This is a genomic window from Haliea sp. E1-2-M8 (assembly GCF_030649675.1).
Taxonomy (GTDB): domain Bacteria; phylum Pseudomonadota; class Gammaproteobacteria; order Pseudomonadales; family Halieaceae; genus Haliea.
Window position 1 is genome coordinate 1 of sequence record NZ_JAUTDR010000021.1, and the last position, 15,887, is coordinate 15,887.

A 15,887-nucleotide genomic window follows, 5' to 3' on the forward strand; every position below is an offset into this window, starting at 1 on the left:
GCGCTTGAACCGGCCCTCGGCAATGGCACCCAGTGCCCGGTTGTGCGACTCCAGTGAATAGACCTCGAGATCTCGGCGGGAGAAGCCCCATTTGTCGGCGATCATCTGTGCCGACTTGTACTGCGTCGGCGGTTCGGTGCCGTACCTTTCTACCCAGCCTGTTGAGCCAGAATATGGATCGGTGAATCCCATCGCCTCTGCACAGATAACTGCCGATGAGATCGGAATCTGTGACATTGTTTGTACTCCGCCGGCAATCAAAACATCCATTGTGCCGGACATCACTGCCTGTGCCGCGAAATGCACGGCCTGTTGCGAGGAGCCGCACTGACGGTCGATGGTGGTACCCGGAACAGTCTGCGACAGTCCTGCAGCAAGCCAGGAAGTACGCGCTATATCACCGGCAAGCGGCCCGATGGTGTCCAGGCAACCCCAGATCACATCATCGTATTCATCATCAGGGATGCCACTGCGCTCGACGATGGTTTTCAAGACATGAGAGCCGAGGTCGGCAGGATGTATCGCCGCTAACGAACCGTTTTTTCTCCCGGTAGGGGTTCTCAGTGCGTCGACAATGAATGCGTCAGCCATGTGCTTGCTCCAGCGGTGGATTGAGAGACCGACCTTACTGTGGCGGCGTCAGTGTTAGCGGTAATGAAAGCCTCTTACACCACACCGACTCACAACGTGCCTGTCCATAATGTGGAGGCGTCATCTTTAAGCGTAACACGAATAGTATACAATTATAATTATATAATATACGATTATAACACGTTGTCGATTTTGTAGTGTTTCGGCATCAGCTTGCCCTGCGAGACATAAGCTCCTCTTTATTGGTGTGCAGACTAGGGCGATCTTATGGAGGAGCACGTTGACTATGGATATCTGGATTAAGGGGGTTCAGGTCACAGCGTGGGATGTCGCCATTGATCGCCCTTGCGTAGCAGAACTTCAATCACCACTTGGATTTTCGAGCAGCGATAGTGACCAACTGTATGTGGGATTGAGTTCCCATTTAATTGATGCGGTTTGACATTCGATCTATGGAGCGAACCTTGATGAAGAAACTACACTTGTATCCCACGCTAGACATTGATGAGCTGGAGTACCCAAAGGAGAGAGTCAGCTTGTCACTCGACTCCTCGGCACTGGAGTTTTTTACGGATTTTCACGACATAACACCCCTGATCATTCCTGACTCTATGACTGCGGTTGACGCGCTCAAATTGATGCGGCAAACCCATGTGCGTATGAAATTTGTCGTAGATAATCTCGGACAATTCGTCGGTGTAGTGTCTGCGGATGACCTAGTCGAGAGCAAAATCGTCATGAAGGTTGCTGAAGGCTACGCAAGAGAGGCCCTACAAGTTCGCGAGTTCATGGCGCACAAGAAAACAATGAAAGCACTTGATTTTGAGGAGATCGTGTCAGCTCAGATTTCCGATGTGATTGCCGTGCTGAAGCAGAGCGGGCAGCAGCATTGTCTGGTAGTGGACCAGAGGAATCATCGAGTACGCGGCATTTTTTCGGCCAGTGATATTTCGCGAAAGCTTCATCTTCCGATTGATATTCAGGAAAAATCGAGCTTTTATAAAGTATTTTCAGCTACTACATAGTTTGCGTTTTGATCTGCTGTTAAAACAAACCCATTTACAATGGGTTAACTCGATTGATCCCACCCGCCAGGAGCGTACACCCTCTCAGCTGACCAGTTTCGGCTTGAACGCTACCTGGCTAATTTACGCGCATGTTTCCAAGTGTACTAGGCCAGAACCTAAAGGATACACTGGGTGATCGATATAATCATGAAAACCATGTGAAGTGGTTTAATGGATGCCAGTAAAACCGCCCAGAGTAAGGATGGCCGCATGGAACTCTGTGTGCTCCGGAACCGTAATTTTTCCGGTATCATAATCCCAGCCCTCGGCCTCTCCTTGTTGGCTCGTCTTTGTGATTGAGAGACATCCTGCTATTCAAGGTGTAAAGTTGTAGAGGTCTACACCAAAGCTGATCCATTACACATGGTTTCCGGACACGACATCTGTCCTGACGGAGGGGGGAGGCAGGATGCACTCTCTCCTGTTCAGCCTGCTTTTAGTCGTATCCCGGTCACGCCGGGCTATTTTTTACCCATAAATTTTCCTGAAGAGCTTTTCTTATAATGACCGGGTTAGAACGCTCGCCGAGGGACAAGGAAATAGCTTTAACGGTTTTCATCGGCGAATTTGCTGCTGAATCACTCGACCCCTGCCTGCCTGACCTACCAATTCGCCAGGGCACGCCGTCTCCATCCTTACGCTTCATTTGACGCACTCCAGCGGCCACTTACACCAGGCTGATTCGCTTCTTCCCCTGGAGCTGATCAAGCCAGCGCAGAGCTGACTGACCCCGTCCCCAGGTTTCAAGTGTGGCTGTTCCATCCGGCCGTACCGTAATATCGGTTTTCATACAGCGGCCCCGGACATAGTCAGCGCGCAGGTGCAGCCCATTTCGGTCAAAGCTCAGACTTTGGAGGAAATCACTCACGGTAAAACGGTCGTTGGCTGCGAACTCCTGCCGCGAGTTCCCGCGTGGTTGCGCATCGTTAAATGACAGTACCGCGAGGGTGTACAGAAAGCCCAGGGCCCCCCATTCAGCAATCTCTGCAGGTTCGGTATCCACGTCTTCCCCGATAAAGACAAGATCAGCGCGCACGGCAACATTTTCGCCGTCAGGAGCCGCTTCGGTGTGCGCATCTAACAGGCGAAACGGGACCAAGGTCCCGGTTGTCAGGAGGTGCTGCCAGGCTGTGGGTGAGGTGCCATCCATGGGGGTCGGTGCTCCTTATCAGTGCTCGCGTTCCAGGTTAAGTTCGTCCCACATCCAGCTGAAGTCATAGCCGACACCTGAGCCGCGACCATTGGTGTTTTCCAGGTGTTTGAGCCAGCAGATAACCTCGCTGCGCAGCGCGGGATCTGCCGCGCACTGCCGCGGGCTCAGGCCCTTGAGCATGGGGATCGGCTCATCCAAGGTAGTGCGGTAGTGGTGGGTCAGTTGTGCTGTGATCGCCGCCTGAGCCTCGACGGGAATATCGGGTCTCGGCATCGGTTTGTCACTGTGATCCGCCATTCGCGACAGGTTTTCGTGAACTGTCAGGGGGGATCCGACAAGGTCACCGAGGAGCGTGCTTAGCAGGGCGGCGCCTCGTTCAGCTCGCTCATCCGAGTTGGTTTCAAGCTCCAGTGCGGTCTCATCCAACGCAATATGTCCCAATACGCTCACGGGCTCGTCAGCGCCGATGTCCTCGTAGGCTTTGGGAAACCAGGTCCATGACAGCGCCTCTCCCTCTCTGTACAACACTGGCGAGATATCGAGGGTAAGGGCGATGTCTTCGAGAGTGCCCCGCAGTGGCAGCCGTACCCGGCTCGGGACAATGGACTCCGCGTCCCTGTTCTGCAGGATCGGGGGCGGCCTTGTTGCCTGAAGGTAGGCGTCCATCGCCCAGATCAGGAAAGCCACGCCGGCCAGGTCCGACGCCTGTGTCTGGCGGATGATATCGTCGAGATTATCGGGTATCAGGTCGATCTCGCCCTGCTCAAGCAGGTCCTGCATCAATTGTCGGGTGTCCTCGGGTATGGCAGAGAGTATCCGCTGGACACGCGCGGCCAACTCCGGACGCAGGGGCAGCATGGCACCGCTGAATGTTGGGCTGTTCCCCGCGTGCAGCACCCGAGCAACCAACCCGTCCCAGATGTGGAGGCTCTCCGTCGCAGCTTTCTCCTTGACGCGTATCGGCTCGTCCTGCGTGCCATAGGGGCGAATCTCCGCGTACGCGCCGGGCTTGACCGCGGTAATCTCCCAAAAACCCAGTTCAGATTCGCCGAGGGCCCGTAAATACCGACGACCTGCGCTACCTTCCCGCCAGCCGCGGTGGGCAAGATAGGCCTCGATCAGATTGTGCTGCTCGTTATCCCACAGGGCTGTGGCATATTCCTCAAAACCGAAGCCGATGACCATGTGGCTGTAAGGTCCGGAATAGAAGAACGCTTTCAGCTCGTCGACGCTCACCTCGAGTTTCTTGGCTAGCGGGCCAAGCAACTCGTCCTGAACCTGGTCCCATCGTCCCGCCCACTCATGGTTCGGCCCGGTATAGTCCATGAGGTGCTTGATGGCCTTGTCGATCTCCCGGCGGGGTTTACGCTCACTCATAGGTTTCCATGTACAACGTTATCAAGGAAAGAAGGGATCCCGCATCCAGCCGGTAATGATTGCGAGATCATCAGTGTCCAGGGTACGGACCGCCTCGAGTATGCTCAGCGGTGCCTGATCACTTCCTGTCCAAACGGCGCGGAAAAACGCGGCCATGATCCGCTGTCCGTGGGAGAAGACAGCCATGGCGTGGTCCAGGCTAGCCTCATCAAGACAGCGGCTCTCCCAATCCCAATAACGGCTTAGGTAATCATAGGGCCGTATCAGGTCCCGGAAACGTCGTTGTTCTGGTGTCAGCTGAAAGTCGCCTCGACTGATTGTCATCGCAAGCACCGGGTTGGCCAGATAGCCGTTAGCGGAATTTGCTGGGTATTGTACGCATGTTTAATCAATTTAATAACGCTCCCTCCTTCGAAGGGTCGCGCCAGTGTGCGCGTGACCCAGAAGTCTTTTTCCACCACGGCGGGCGTAGTGGCGAGCGCCGCGGCCGTTTCGCTGAACAATTCCCGGCATTGTTCGATACTGAACCGAGCAACCGCCTCCATTAGTCGGCCTTCTGACAGATTTGCTTGATCAGGTGGTGGACCCAGCCGGTGATCTGACGAGTGTCCCGAGGGATTCGGTCGCGGTCCTTATCCGATAACCGGGCTCGAATAGCCTGCATGACCGCAGTGTCCACGCGTTCCTGCCCCAGAGCTTTGAGGGCGTGGACCAGAAGACCACTTTTGGGGTGCTTGAAGCCCACCTCCTTCAGCGCGGTCTGCGTGAACACCAACAAAGTTTTGCCGATGGTGTACTCCCGATTGGGACCGTCGGAGAGGTACACCCAGCGACCGGGGACCTGGGTGGACAAGCCCAACATGTTGAGGGCTGCATCGCCCGAGGGCTGTATTCGCCAGTTAAATTTGCGACCCAAAGCATGGGCCACCTGATCGATATCGGGGCTGAGCGGCTGGTAGTGTCCCCATGAGTGGTGTAAATCTTCACGGTGGTGGCGGCCACCGTGGGTCTCCGTAAACTGGAGGTTGCGAAACCTTCACCAACTACGGAGAGACACCACGATGACCGAGGACAGGATGGCATTGATTGAGCTGGCTGAAAAGCATGCGGACGATGACTTGCTGAGGGAACTGGGCCAACTGGTCCTGCAGCGACTGATGGATGCTGAAGCGGAACAGCGTTGCGGTGCCGGTCGGCATGAGCGCAGCGAGGATCGGGTCAACCAGCGGAACGGGTACCGCGAGCGCACCCTGGAGACGCGAATAGGGACAATGGAGTTACGTATTCCGAAGCTACGCACAGGCAGTTACCTGCCGAGCTTCATTGAACCCCGCAAAGCCTCCGAACAGGCGCTGGTTGCTGTTGTGCAGGAGGCCTATGTGAAAGGCATATCGACCCGCAAGGTCGATGACCTGGTACAGGCGATGGGAATGAGCGGTATCTCCAAGAGCCAGGTCTCACGGCTGTGCGAGGAGCTGGATGAGCGCGTAGAGGCGTTCCTGAATCGCCCGCTGAGCGGCCCCTGGGCCTATGTCTGGCTGGATGCCACCTATCTGAAATCACGCGAGCGTGGTGCTGTGAGCAGCCAGGCGGTGGTCGTTGCCGTTGGCGTCAGCAACGAAGGACGCCGGGAAACCTTGGGCATGGCTGTGGGTCCGGCCGAGACAGAAGCCTTCTGGACGGAATTCCTGCGCAGCCTGGTTCGGCGAGGCCTGACGGGCGTGCGGCTGGTAATCTCGGATGCTCACGAGGGCCTGAAGCAGGCCATTGCCAAGGTCGTGTCAGCCGCTGCCTGGCAACGCTGCCGGGTGCACTTTATGCGCAATGCGCTGGCCCACGTGCCGCGCAAGCAGCATTCCATGGTGGCAGCTGTCATCCGCACGGCGTTCGTTCAGGAAAACCAGGCAGAGGCGCGCCAGCAGTGGCGGGAAACGGCGGACAAGCTGCGAGAGCGTTTCGCCAAGGTCGCGGACCTCATGGATCAGGCCGAGGAGGACGTGCTCGCCTTCATGCGGTTCCCGAAGGAGCACTGGCCGCAGTTGGCCTCGACGAATTCCCTGGAGCGATTGAACAAGGAAATCAAACGTCGCTCGCGAGTGGTCGGTATCTTCCCGAACAACGCCGCCATCATGCGGCTGGTGGGAACATTGCTGGCTGAGCAAACAGATGAGTGGCAAGTGACTCGCCGCTACATGAGCCAGGAAACGCTGGCGCGCGTGCTGGGCGACGAAGACCAGGCGAACCTATTGGCACAACCAGAGGCCGCCTGAGGGATGAATCTGGAGACCGGAATTACACCACTTGACGGGACACTACCGCGCGGCTGCTGCAGGAGGTCGCTGTAAGGGGGGTAGTCGTACACGCCCCGGCATATGCGCCGGATACGTCCTGCTTTGCACAGGCTCGAGAGGGCTTGGGGGATGTTGTCTTCCCCGAACTCCGCCGCGAAATCAGTCTTGGTGAAGGCCCACCCCCTGCCGCGGCCATATATTCGGGAAATTATATTATTTTCAATGGGTTGCATGATATATGCGCACCTTGCGTTTTCAGAAAAAAAGGCTGTTTTTCCTGAAATAAGCACAGCATAAAGGGCGGAGGAAATTGATAGAGGGGCGACAGTTACCGGCGGCGCTTTAGTCGACAGTAGGAGGCAGAGGATATCGTGTGGTACAGTATCCAATGGTAATACCTTTGAATACTGAGGTGGCAAGATGGCAACATCAGTAAAACTTGACGAAAACCTGAAAGGCCGGATCCAGCACTTGGCTGAAGTGCGGCATCGTTCATCGCATTGGATTATGCGGGAAGCGATCCGTGAATATGTTGAGCGTGAAGAAAAGCGCGAATCTTTCAAGCAGGATGCATTACGCGCCTGGGAATCGTACCAGGAAAATGGACAACACCTGACGCTTGAAGAAGCCGATGCTTGGCTGGATAAGCTTGAAGCAGGTGACGATGTGGAGTTGCCTAAGTGCCACGACTGATTTGGTCGCCTTCAGCGCTGACTGACGTGCAGCGACTTTATCGCTTCCTTGTCATAAAAGATCAAGAAGCAGCCCGACGTGCCATCAAAACACTACGGGCAGGCGTGAAAATACTCGCACACCAGCCGGAGGCAGGACGTCCTGTTGAAGACATGGATCCGGTGTTTCGGGAATGGCCGATTGATTTCGGAAATAGCGGCTATGTAGCGTTATATCGTTTCGATGGTGAAACAGCAATCATTCTTGCTGTGCGACATCAGAAAGAAGCCGGATACTAAAACAGATGACGGCCAATGAAAAATTCCTGACCCAGGAGGGTATAAAGATTTCTGTGTAAATGGCCGGTTCATCTCAGACCGGCACCCTGTCATCGTACAGGATGAACAAGACAACTAAAGCCAGTCATCTACTTCCTGCCGCCCGATGACTGCCATGATCTCGACGGGTTCGCCGACCACACGATAATTCATGCTTTCGGAGCCACACACGCTGCGCCGGTAGCCTTCACGAATATCAGCTGCAGGGTACAAATGAGGTTGCTCTGCAAGCTGTTTAAAATGGTGAAAAACGCGGCGTAGTATTTGTCCGCTGCCTCCAAACCCCAATTTTCTAGGCCATAGAACCATATGCGTTCCAGGTCGGCTTTAGCTTCTGGGGCGAGCCTATAGCTTACCATCCTGCCGCGCTTTCTCTTTGAATCCTTCGAGCATTTCCTGCGGTGATTCTTTGACCCATCCGTGCTGTTCAACGGACAGTTCTGCAGCAATCAGCTTGGCGCGAAGCACATCAATTTCATTCATGCGCAATTGTTTTTCCCGCAAGGCTTCTCGGATCAGTTCGCTATCCGTGCCGTAGTTGCCCGTCTCCATCTGCGCTTGTATCCAGCGGTCTTGTTGGTCAGTTACGGTAATGCTTTTTTTGACCATTGCCATCAGAAGCCATCCAATAAGAAAGAGAATGTACTACTTTATCCTACTTTCTATCAGTCTCATTGAAAAGGGCGGGATGTCTCGCAGCTAGCATATGCTATTTAACATAATGCACATTATGCGCACTAACATATTGATATAAAAGGGATTAATAGAACCGCCAATATTGTCTACTAACCCTTGTTTTCGGTCAAGTATCGATGTGTTGGGACATTTGATCCCCTTGCCTATGACGGACGTCGCTCAAGGGTAGATTTGACTCAAACACCGGCAGCTAAGTGCCAAGAGCAGACATTTAAAGTTTGAATCTGACCTCGCCAGATCTAAAGAGTATCTTATTCGTTATCCTTCAACGATTTTTTTAGACGCCTGATTCTTCTTTTTAGCTCATCTTCTGGCAGCCTGACCAAAGGGTCCTCATAAAACAGAATAAGGGCATCAAGTATGAGCTGACGGTCAATATCTGTATGTTTCAATATCTCGTCAATCGCCCATAGGACCCCATGCGTTTCGATCTCTTTGGTTTCAGCAAGCTGTCTGAGCGGCTGATCTCCCGTAAAGAGAATGGATTCTTCAGTCGTTTCAGCAAGAACGAGTGCAAAACAGTCATTGAGCTTGAGCCGCCTATTCTCGTTGTAGTAATCCATTGCCGTTGTAACATGCTCGCCAGGGAGTACCGTCACTTCCATTCCGGAAGCTATCAACATGGCCTTTTCCTCGTCTGATATTGAGAGAAGTTCTTCTTCAAATAACGGCTGCGGCATTGCAAAAGAATAAGGCAGGCCAAAAATAGCTTCGAGAAGACCGCCCTTGTGCAAATCAATCAGGCAGGAGCTGTCACTAATTATTATTCTCATATTCTTCTACATTTCCCTGTAATACTTGTTCCATTTTAAAATATGGAATCTGTAGAAATTCGGATGCTTTAGCAGGCGAAATCAGCTTTTCAGACAGAGCCCAATAGCAAAGTCTTTCAAATCGCTTGGGTCTTTCGAATGTTCCTTTCTGATTCTCGGCTTCTAGCGGCCTTGGTTCTTCGCGCCGCCAGGAACGGGCAAAAGTCTGGAACGCATACGCAACGGCAGATTCACTCAATATGCCTGCCTGCTTAAAACGCATAAGCATAGAGGCGGCAGATACACGATAGAGCCTTTTGAGGTCTATGAGTTCGGGAAAGCTGACACTATGCCGCTGACTGCCGATTTCTCCCCTTAGGTGCTCGGAATTAACCAGAAAGGAACCGGCAAAGATGTCAGAGGCCTTCTCATGATCTATAGGGGAAGATTCATCAATGAGACGATGGCCCAGCTCATGGGCCAAAGTGAAGCGTCTTCTTTCAAGCGGGAAGTCCTTGTTTACAACAATAACGGGGACCAAAGCTTTACCTTCCCCCCTATCAACCAAACAGGTCAGACCGGAAACCTTTTCTGGCAATTCGATCACAAGGACCTTAATCCCTTTTTCTTCCAGCAATTCGGTCATGTTGGGGATAGGATCAATACCGAGATCCCATTCTTCCCTCAATCTTTCCGCAAGCTGCTCTGCCGCTTCAAGAGTTTCAAGTCGCACGGGATCAAAGGGCTGGTGCCATTCGGCACTATCCAGCTCCAAAATCTCTTCCACGGACAAATAGCGCTCGACACGCTCAATGACAGTCGCTTCGACGCGAGAACGGTCCTTAACGGAAGTTCCTGATTTCTTTCGAAACTCTACGCCGCTTAGTTCTTTCACCTGATTGCTAAGAAGGTACTCAAGATTAACATCAAGAACCTTTGCCATAGCAGTCAGTACATCGGAGGCGGGCATCATTTGATCACGCTCATACTTGCCAATAGCCTGTGCACTCACCTTGTTGTCCAATGCGTCAGAAAGGCCGCGCAAAGAATAACCCGCCTTCTTTCTGGCCAGCTTCAATCGGTCAGCAAACATTTTCTTCTCCTTTGGACTTGACAGTTTACAGTTCTTATTCTTATACTTTAATTGTAAACCATGTACGCTGATTTTGTCAACTGATGTAAACCATACCTTGAAGGAGGTAAAGATGTCAAAGAACGATCGCTATGTCACGAAACATCCGGATGGTTGGGCCGTGAAAGGACCTGGGGCTTCCAAAGCCAGCAGCGTTCACGGCACCCAGAAGGAAGCGGAATCAAGGGCCAAGAAGATTGTTCACAATCTCGGCGGCGGTGAAGTCCGCATCCAGAACCGTCAGGGTAAATGGCGGGATTCGGATACTGTTCCGCCAGGCAATGATCCGTGTCCGCCGCGTGACAAGAAACACTAATCCAAGTTTTTAAACCGCTTCATAAAGGAGAAACGTTATGAGCAAAGAAGAGGCCCCTGGCCAAAACAAGACCTACGACATCATTGTTAATGGTCGCCCCAAAACTGTGACCGATCACAAGTTGACTTACCTTGCAGTAGTGCAGCTCGCCTACCCTGGTGAACAACCTGCTGACGGCATTGTATTCACCGTGACCTTTTCCAATCCGCACGGCAAGGACGGATCAATGGTAGAAGGTGACACCCAAGTCATCAAGGATGGGATTATCTTCAATGTCCGAAAAACTGATAAGTCTTAGCCATGATCTCAAAAAGCTCCGTGACCAAGGTCTGGAGCTTGAGATCAAACACAGCTATCTCATCGTTCATTCTGTTCCGTATGTGAATGCGGGTGGCGATATTGCCTTCGGCGCACTCGTCACAGATTTGAACATCAATAATGAAAGAACACTCAAACCCAAAGATCATCAGGTCTGGTTTACGGGCAGCTTTCCACACTTTAAGGCCGGGAAGCCGATTGAGGCGCTTCGTCATACCGACCAACCGCAGACCCTATGTGACGATGTAGTGTCAAATCACCGTTTTTCTTGCAAACCCCAAGACGATTATCCGGATTACTACGAGAAAATGACGCGCCATGTCGAGATTATTCAAAATCCGGCGCGGGCCATTGACCCTAACGTCACGGCCTATACCTTCAAACCTGTTATCGGCAACGAAGAGGAAAGCGTCTTCCTGTATATGGACACAGCCTCAAGCCGCTATGGACTGACAGGACTTTCTCAACAATGTGCCATGAACAAGGCCGCGATAGTCGGCCTTGGCGGGACAGGCTCTTATATACTGGACTTGATTGCCAAGACTCACGTCAAGGAAATTCACCTGATTGATGGTGATAAGTTTGTCCAGCACAATGCTTTCAGGGCACCGGGCGCTGCGTCCCTGAAAACGCTCGAAAAAATGCCTTCAAAGGTGGACTACTATGCGGGCATCTACAGCAATATGCGCCGTGGCATTATCCCCCATAACACCTTCCTTGATAGTGAGACCATAGAACTACTTGCAGACTGCGACTTTGTCTTCATGTGCGTAGATAAGCCACCGGTCCGCAAACTTGCCTTTGAATTCTTAATCGACAGAAAAATTCCCTTTATCGATGTGGGGATGGAACTTGAATATATTGAAGAACAGCAATGTCTTATCGGTGATTGCAGAACCACGCTTTGCACGCCCTCGAAGACTGGCCATCTACCCAAACGAGTATCGGTCAGGGATACGATAGCCGATGATATTTATGATGCCAATATCCAGGTTGCCGAAATGAATGCAATGAATGCGGCCTTTGCCGTCGTGAAATGGAAGAAATTCTGCGGGTATTATCAGGACCTCGCTCAAGAACATCACACTGTCTATTCTCTCAACGCCCACGGGCTTTCACGGGATGAAATGTCAGAAACAGAAGACGCATGAAAACGACAAGAATAGATTATGAGTTAGTAGAATTTATTCCCGAGAAGCTTGAGGATGGGGTTTTGTATATTTCAGAGCCTTATAAGACAGCAGCCCATAAATGTGCCTGCAGCTGCGGCGAGGAAGTCATCACGCCTCTTAACCCCACCGACTGGAAAGTGAAGATACAAGGCGGCCGCGTGTCCCTGAATCCTTCCATAGGTAACTGGAGCTTTGCCTGCCGCTCCCACTACTGGATCAGAAATGGTGAGGTCATCTGGTCCTACGCTTTGAGCGAGACAGAGATTCAGCAAGGACGAGACTGGGACAAAGTACTAAAAGAAGCTTATTTCAATAAGGTCAATGAGGAAAAAGGACAAAAGCCTGCTGGATTCCTTGGTAAATTACAGGCAGTTTTGAGCCAGATGATCACCTGGCTCAGGCATTAATTGGTTATTTATATATTTTCAAAACATACAATCCATTGACTATTTTTAGCTTCATCGATCATATGTTTTGCGCCATTGTGTTCACAGAATTAAATTGTACTAAATCAAGTAATGTGCCACCAGCGACCCTTCCCAATGACTCAGCGAAGGCCCGCTTTGGGTCGGAGGACTAAACCGCTACCGCGGTAGGGGTGCTCCGATTGAGGTGCGGTACCAGACGATAGACTCCAAGTGTTTTCCTATGCTGAGTATTGAGGCAGCCCGCCTCGCTCAATGCAAGGAGAATCGTCATGAATCAAACCACACATACCATCAGCCCGCTGCGTCAACGCATGATCGGCGATATGAGGTTGCGCAAACTCAATCCAAAGACGCAGGCCGCCTATCTCAGAGCCGTGGAGAAGCTGGCCCACTTTTTGGGCCACTCTCCGGATACGGCCTCCGCAGAGGATCTGCGACGTTTCCAGCTACACATGGTCGATGTCGGTACCTCCAGTGTCACACTGAATGCCACGATCACCGGCCTGCGGTTCTTCTTTGACGTCACACTCGATCACCCCGAGGCGATGAAGAAGATGAGCCACGTGTACCAGCCGCGCCGGATACCGGAGATCCTGAGTGTGGATGAGGTCGCCCTCCTGCTGCAATATGCCGGCTGCCTGAAGTACCGGGCGGCCCTCGGTGTAGCCTATGGCGCCGGCCTACGCGCCAGTGAAGTCTGCCACCTCACGATCCCGGACATCGACAGTAAACGGATGGTCCTGCGCGTCGAGCAGGGTAAGGGCAAACAGGATCGCTATGCAATTCTCTCGCCCGTGCTGCTGGAGCTGTTACGCGCCTGGTGGCGCGATGGACGTGCCAAGGGGCAGTTGTTGCACGGGGGCTGGGTGTTTCCGGGGCAGAACCCGGTCAACCCTCTGACACCCCGATCACTCAACCGTATTTTCCACCAGGCCTGCGACGCAGCCGGGATCCGCAAGCGCGTTTCATTGCATTCATTGCGACACGCCTTCGCCACCCATCTGCTGGAACGCCACGAGGATATCCGCGTGATTCAGGTGCTCCTCGGGCACAAGAAGCTTGAGAATACCGCTCGCTATAGCCACGTAGCTACCCAGTTGTTGAGCGAGGTAAAAGGCCCTCTGGAGTATCTTCAGTTCGCTTCGCCTGCCTGATCCAGCGCAGTCGTGACTCGACACACTCTGGAGGTTGCGGACATCTTCCGCGACCATGGCGCAGCGTGGCGCCAAGAACAGGCCGGACATCTCAGCCTTGGGCAACTCAAGGTGATGTCAGCCATCGAACGCTGTCGGTGTGCCGCGCTCGGTGGCCACCGGCTGTGCTGTGAGGGCTGTGGCACCACGCAGATCGCCTACAACTCCTGCCGCAACCGGCACTGCCCCAAGTGTCAGACGGGAGCGGCTCATCGCTGGCTGGAAGATCGCCAGGCAGAGTTGCTGCCGGTCGACTACTACCATGTGGTTTTCACCGTGCCCGCACCCATCAGTGACATCGCCTATCAGAACAAGGCCGTGATCTACGCGATCCTGTTCAAAGCCGCAGCCGAGACCCTGCTCACGATTGCCGCGGACCCGAAGCATCTTGGGGCGCATATTGGTGTCACCGCCGTCCTGCACAGTTGGGGATCGGCATTGACTCACCACCCCCACATCCATTGCATCGTACCGGGCGGCGGCGTGTCACTGGACGGTAAACGCTGGGTGGCGTGCCGACCTGGGTTCTTTCTGCCTGTGCGGGTCCTGTCGCGACTGTTCCGGCGCCGCTTTCTGGAGCGACTCATTGATGCTCATCGCGACGGGAAGCTCGCCTTCTTCGGGCAACATCAAGCACTTGCCGAGACGGGCGCCTTCGCCGATTTCCTCAAGCCACTGCGCCAGATCGACTGGGTCGTGTATGCCAAACGCCCATTCGCTGGCCCAGAGGCCGTACTGAACTATCTGTCCCGCTACACCCATCGCGTGGCCATCGCCAACAGCCGCCTGATTGCCTGTAATGAGCGCGGGGTTACCTTCAAGTGGAAAGACTACCGCGCTAAAGGTCGAACCCGGCACAAGACCATGACGCTCAGCACCGGCGAGTTTATCCGTCGCTTCCTCATCCACGTTCTGCCCAGCGGCTTTCACCGGATACGACATTACGGATTCTTCGCGAATCAGGGTCGCGCCAGGCAACGGGGCCGTATTCGGAAGCTCCTGTCGCTACCACCGACAATCAACCCCCCACCGGATCCTGAACCCCCTGTCGCAGCCATCTATGTGTGTAGGTCCTGCGGTGCGTCGATGATGATCATTGAGACGGTCCCGCCAGATCACCCCGTGCGGGCACCGCCGGTACACACGCCATGAACAACAGTTTATCGATAACAACAGTTCGCGTGCGTTCGCCACAATGTCGAGCGCTGGTACTGCTTTGTGTGTCTCGTTATTTGGAGGCACAAGAGTCACGTTCTCTGCAACTACCAACCGTCAGAAATGGAATAATGCAGAGGCGGCACCACACGCTTGGCAGGCCTTGTGATTCATCTCTGACGCCAGAAATACTCTCGACCCCCAAGAGGTTTCCTACTATCCCCATAGATCAGCGCATCGATCCCGCGGTTTCCTCCCCCGAGGCTTAGAAGACACCTGCTCAACGAATGACCGCGTAGCTTCAACGCCATCACTCTGCGAGCAGGCGTCTTCCAACCCTTAACAAAAGTTGCCCATAACGCCGTGATTGGCTGAATGACGACCGTCAAGACATAGGCCCGAGGCATAGTGTGCCAGATCAGATTCGTGTTTTCACAAAAATGGAATGACGGGGCTTCGTCCAGGCGGCATGCAACCGAGCACGAAATCTCAGATTGACCCCCTCTCTTGCATCCGCCGCGACTGCGCATTCTCTATATTCTGGCGGCGCCTATTTACATGCCATTGGAACGTAACTATTATTATCTCCATTCCATTGGACCATAAAGGGTGGATCACCAATGCCTTCCCAACGCGGCCGACCGTTTATTATAAAACCAGACGATGTGCGTCTGTATTACGAGTCGATGTACGCAGTTGTCACCTCAATGGAGTGGCCATGGACTGAGCGAGGGATTCTAGGCCTGGAAGAGCCACCAGAGCGTGATGACGATCTCCCGACAGCCGAGGGACTGATGCACAAGATGGTGACCTACCTGAATCCAGAGGCACTTAAGGCCGTCAAGGCAAGGGCCAGAAAAGTTCGGCATCGACAGAAGAAAAAGCCCGTATGCTTACACCTTGAATACGACGCTTGGGCCCTCCTGAAAGAGTATGCTCAGGAGAAGAACATCACCCTCTCTCAGGCGGTCAGAGAATTATTCCACAACCGAGCGGCTGCCAAAGCAGGGTGAACGGTAATGGTGTCTGGGCATCTCGGGCGGTAGGTTCCACCGGCCTGCGCCTATCCTACCTCTGAGGGGTCTGGCGTCGCATGGTCCGCGTTCTCAGGTCTGTTCCAGAACCCAAACCTCGAAATCCCGGACACCGTTAGTGGCGACAGGCGTCGCATAAAGAGCCGTTGTATACGCACTATGGCATTTAGGGTCGGGGCATCGGCACAGAAGATCCGCGCGC

Annotated in this window: 22 protein-coding genes; 11 read left to right on the plus strand and 11 right to left on the minus strand. The window is 53.4% G+C overall.

Going from position 1 to position 15,887, the window contains the following annotated elements; genetic code table 11:
• Positions 1-591 (minus strand): beta-ketoacyl synthase N-terminal-like domain-containing protein (locus Q6D67_RS16090; protein WP_304706691.1); only part of this gene is annotated, 591 nt, incomplete at its 3' end.
• A 467-nt stretch (positions 592-1,058) separates the two neighbouring features.
• On the opposite strand from Q6D67_RS16090, the gene Q6D67_RS16095 reads away from it, so the two are divergent.
• On the plus strand, positions 1,059-1,616 hold the full coding sequence (locus Q6D67_RS16095; RefSeq protein WP_304706692.1) for a CBS domain-containing protein: 558 nt from the start codon (positions 1,059-1,061) through the stop codon (positions 1,614-1,616).
• A 493-nt stretch (positions 1,617-2,109) separates the two neighbouring features.
• On the opposite strand, the gene Q6D67_RS16100 is transcribed toward Q6D67_RS16095, so the two are convergent.
• The 5 genes from Q6D67_RS16100 to Q6D67_RS16120 all read right to left on the minus strand — a co-directional run bounded on the left by Q6D67_RS16100 (position 2,110) and on the right by Q6D67_RS16120 (position 5,125).
• Positions 2,110-2,304: a hypothetical protein gene (locus Q6D67_RS16100; protein ID WP_304706693.1), complete on the minus strand. Its 195-nt coding sequence runs from the start codon at positions 2,302-2,304 to the stop codon at positions 2,110-2,112.
• Between the two features lie 21 nt (positions 2,305-2,325).
• The gene (locus Q6D67_RS16105; protein WP_304706694.1) at positions 2,326-2,808 is read right to left on the minus strand and encodes a hypothetical protein; all 483 of its coding nucleotides are present in this window, start codon (positions 2,806-2,808) and stop codon (positions 2,326-2,328) included.
• Positions 2,809-2,826: 18 nt separating this feature from the next.
• Positions 2,827-4,188, minus strand: a complete 1,362-nt coding sequence (locus Q6D67_RS16110; protein ID WP_304706695.1) for a hypothetical protein — start codon at positions 4,186-4,188, stop codon at positions 2,827-2,829.
• Positions 4,189-4,209: 21 nt separating this feature from the next.
• The gene (locus Q6D67_RS16115; RefSeq protein WP_304706696.1) at positions 4,210-4,512 is read right to left on the minus strand and encodes a hypothetical protein; all 303 of its coding nucleotides are present in this window, start codon (positions 4,510-4,512) and stop codon (positions 4,210-4,212) included.
• Between the two features lie 220 nt (positions 4,513-4,732).
• Entirely contained in the window at positions 4,733-5,125 is a 393-nt protein-coding gene (locus Q6D67_RS16120; protein WP_304706761.1) for a DUF6088 family protein, read from the minus strand.
• A 124-nt stretch (positions 5,126-5,249) separates the two neighbouring features.
• Here Q6D67_RS16120 and Q6D67_RS16125 point away from each other — a divergent pair, with 124 nt between their 5' ends.
• The 3 genes from Q6D67_RS16125 (at position 5,250) to Q6D67_RS16135 (ending at position 7,450) form a co-directional block, all read left to right on the plus strand.
• Positions 5,250-6,458, plus strand: coding sequence for an IS256 family transposase (locus Q6D67_RS16125; protein WP_304706697.1), 1,209 nt, complete (start codon positions 5,250-5,252; stop codon positions 6,456-6,458).
• Between the two features lie 441 nt (positions 6,459-6,899).
• Positions 6,900-7,172, plus strand: coding sequence for a CopG family ribbon-helix-helix protein (locus Q6D67_RS16130; RefSeq protein ID WP_304706698.1), 273 nt, complete (start codon positions 6,900-6,902; stop codon positions 7,170-7,172).
• A complete protein-coding gene (locus Q6D67_RS16135; RefSeq protein ID WP_304706699.1) occupies positions 7,160-7,450 on the plus strand; it encodes a type II toxin-antitoxin system RelE/ParE family toxin in 291 nt (96 codons plus the stop codon). The genes Q6D67_RS16130 and Q6D67_RS16135 overlap by 13 nt, the downstream gene beginning before the upstream one ends.
• 114 nt (positions 7,451-7,564) lie before the next feature.
• Here the strand turns inward: Q6D67_RS16135 and Q6D67_RS16140 are convergent, their stop codons facing one another.
• The 5 genes from Q6D67_RS16140 to Q6D67_RS16155 all read right to left on the minus strand — a co-directional run bounded on the left by Q6D67_RS16140 (position 7,565) and on the right by Q6D67_RS16155 (position 10,030).
• Positions 7,565-7,702 (minus strand): type II toxin-antitoxin system RelE/ParE family toxin, encoded by a 138-nt coding sequence (locus Q6D67_RS16140; protein ID WP_304706700.1) that lies wholly within the window; start codon positions 7,700-7,702, stop codon positions 7,565-7,567.
• Positions 7,639-7,848 carry a type II toxin-antitoxin system RelE/ParE family toxin gene (locus Q6D67_RS21835; RefSeq protein WP_370551979.1) on the minus strand — a complete coding sequence of 70 codons (210 nt, stop codon included), beginning with the start codon at positions 7,846-7,848 and terminating at the stop codon, positions 7,639-7,641. Before Q6D67_RS21835 ends, Q6D67_RS16140 begins: the two co-directional genes overlap by 64 nt.
• A complete protein-coding gene (locus tag Q6D67_RS16145; RefSeq protein ID WP_304706701.1) occupies positions 7,835-8,104 on the minus strand; it encodes a type II toxin-antitoxin system ParD family antitoxin in 270 nt (89 codons plus the stop codon). Before Q6D67_RS16145 ends, Q6D67_RS21835 begins: the two co-directional genes overlap by 14 nt.
• A gap of 332 nt (positions 8,105-8,436) precedes the next feature.
• A complete protein-coding gene (locus Q6D67_RS16150) occupies positions 8,437-8,958 on the minus strand; it encodes a PIN domain-containing protein (protein WP_304706702.1) in 522 nt (173 codons plus the stop codon).
• On the minus strand, positions 8,942-10,030 hold the full coding sequence (locus Q6D67_RS16155; protein WP_304706703.1) for an XRE family transcriptional regulator: 1,089 nt from the start codon (positions 10,028-10,030) through the stop codon (positions 8,942-8,944). The genes Q6D67_RS16150 and Q6D67_RS16155 overlap by 17 nt, the downstream gene beginning before the upstream one ends.
• Before the next feature lie 112 nt (positions 10,031-10,142).
• On the opposite strand from Q6D67_RS16155, the gene Q6D67_RS16160 reads away from it, so the two are divergent.
• The 7 genes from Q6D67_RS16160 to Q6D67_RS16190 all read left to right on the plus strand — a co-directional run bounded on the left by Q6D67_RS16160 (position 10,143) and on the right by Q6D67_RS16190 (position 15,664).
• Positions 10,143-10,385: a DUF2188 domain-containing protein gene (locus Q6D67_RS16160; protein WP_304706704.1), complete on the plus strand. Its 243-nt coding sequence runs from the start codon at positions 10,143-10,145 to the stop codon at positions 10,383-10,385.
• A gap of 37 nt (positions 10,386-10,422) precedes the next feature.
• Positions 10,423-10,683: a multiubiquitin domain-containing protein gene (locus Q6D67_RS16165; protein ID WP_304706705.1), complete on the plus strand. Its 261-nt coding sequence runs from the start codon at positions 10,423-10,425 to the stop codon at positions 10,681-10,683.
• Positions 10,658-11,854: a ThiF family adenylyltransferase gene (locus Q6D67_RS16170; protein ID WP_304706706.1), complete on the plus strand. Its 1,197-nt coding sequence runs from the start codon at positions 10,658-10,660 to the stop codon at positions 11,852-11,854. Before Q6D67_RS16165 ends, Q6D67_RS16170 begins: the two co-directional genes overlap by 26 nt.
• The gene (locus Q6D67_RS16175; RefSeq protein WP_304706707.1) at positions 11,851-12,282 is read left to right on the plus strand and encodes a DUF6527 family protein; all 432 of its coding nucleotides are present in this window, start codon (positions 11,851-11,853) and stop codon (positions 12,280-12,282) included. Before Q6D67_RS16170 ends, Q6D67_RS16175 begins: the two co-directional genes overlap by 4 nt.
• A 290-nt stretch (positions 12,283-12,572) precedes the next feature.
• Positions 12,573-13,457 (plus strand): tyrosine-type recombinase/integrase, encoded by an 885-nt coding sequence (locus Q6D67_RS16180; RefSeq protein ID WP_304706708.1) that lies wholly within the window; start codon positions 12,573-12,575, stop codon positions 13,455-13,457.
• Between the two features lie 12 nt (positions 13,458-13,469).
• Complete coding sequence (locus Q6D67_RS16185; RefSeq protein ID WP_304706709.1) at positions 13,470-14,648, plus strand: IS91 family transposase; 1,179 nt, start codon at positions 13,470-13,472, stop codon at positions 14,646-14,648.
• A 623-nt stretch (positions 14,649-15,271) separates the two neighbouring features.
• Positions 15,272-15,664: a hypothetical protein gene (locus tag Q6D67_RS16190; RefSeq protein ID WP_304706710.1), complete on the plus strand. Its 393-nt coding sequence runs from the start codon at positions 15,272-15,274 to the stop codon at positions 15,662-15,664.
• Positions 15,665-15,887: the final 223 nt, after the last annotated feature.

What these genes read in the sequence shown, in the direction of transcription:
- Q6D67_RS16190 (WP_304706710.1), top strand. Translation starts at nt 15,272, where the DNA reads ATGCCTTCCCAACGCGGCCGACCGTTTATTATAAAACCAGACGATGTG.
- Q6D67_RS16095 (WP_304706692.1), top strand. Translation starts at nt 1,059, where the DNA reads ATGAAGAAACTACACTTGTATCCCACGCTAGACATTGATGAGCTGGAG.
- Q6D67_RS16155 (WP_304706703.1), bottom strand. Translation starts at nt 10,030, where the DNA reads ATGTTTGCTGACCGATTGAAGCTGGCCAGAAAGAAGGCGGGTTATTCT.
- Q6D67_RS16105 (WP_304706694.1), bottom strand. Translation starts at nt 2,808, where the DNA reads ATGGATGGCACCTCACCCACAGCCTGGCAGCACCTCCTGACAACCGGG.
- Q6D67_RS16115 (WP_304706696.1), bottom strand. Translation starts at nt 4,512, where the DNA reads ATGACAATCAGTCGAGGCGACTTTCAGCTGACACCAGAACAACGACGT.
- Q6D67_RS16125 (WP_304706697.1), top strand. Translation starts at nt 5,250, where the DNA reads ATGACCGAGGACAGGATGGCATTGATTGAGCTGGCTGAAAAGCATGCG.
- Q6D67_RS16100 (WP_304706693.1), bottom strand. Translation starts at nt 2,304, where the DNA reads ATGAAGCGTAAGGATGGAGACGGCGTGCCCTGGCGAATTGGTAGGTCA.
- Q6D67_RS21835 (WP_370551979.1), bottom strand. Translation starts at nt 7,848, where the DNA reads ATGGTAAGCTATAGGCTCGCCCCAGAAGCTAAAGCCGACCTGGAACGC.
- Q6D67_RS16160 (WP_304706704.1), top strand. Translation starts at nt 10,143, where the DNA reads ATGTCAAAGAACGATCGCTATGTCACGAAACATCCGGATGGTTGGGCC.
- Q6D67_RS16170 (WP_304706706.1), top strand. Translation starts at nt 10,658, where the DNA reads ATGTCCGAAAAACTGATAAGTCTTAGCCATGATCTCAAAAAGCTCCGT.
- Q6D67_RS16150 (WP_304706702.1), bottom strand. Translation starts at nt 8,958, where the DNA reads ATGAGAATAATAATTAGTGACAGCTCCTGCCTGATTGATTTGCACAAG.
- Q6D67_RS16145 (WP_304706701.1), bottom strand. Translation starts at nt 8,104, where the DNA reads ATGGCAATGGTCAAAAAAAGCATTACCGTAACTGACCAACAAGACCGC.
- Q6D67_RS16165 (WP_304706705.1), top strand. Translation starts at nt 10,423, where the DNA reads ATGAGCAAAGAAGAGGCCCCTGGCCAAAACAAGACCTACGACATCATT.
- Q6D67_RS16175 (WP_304706707.1), top strand. Translation starts at nt 11,851, where the DNA reads ATGAAAACGACAAGAATAGATTATGAGTTAGTAGAATTTATTCCCGAG.
- Q6D67_RS16180 (WP_304706708.1), top strand. Translation starts at nt 12,573, where the DNA reads ATGAATCAAACCACACATACCATCAGCCCGCTGCGTCAACGCATGATC.
- Q6D67_RS16110 (WP_304706695.1), bottom strand. Translation starts at nt 4,188, where the DNA reads ATGAGTGAGCGTAAACCCCGCCGGGAGATCGACAAGGCCATCAAGCAC.
- Q6D67_RS16130 (WP_304706698.1), top strand. Translation starts at nt 6,900, where the DNA reads ATGGCAACATCAGTAAAACTTGACGAAAACCTGAAAGGCCGGATCCAG.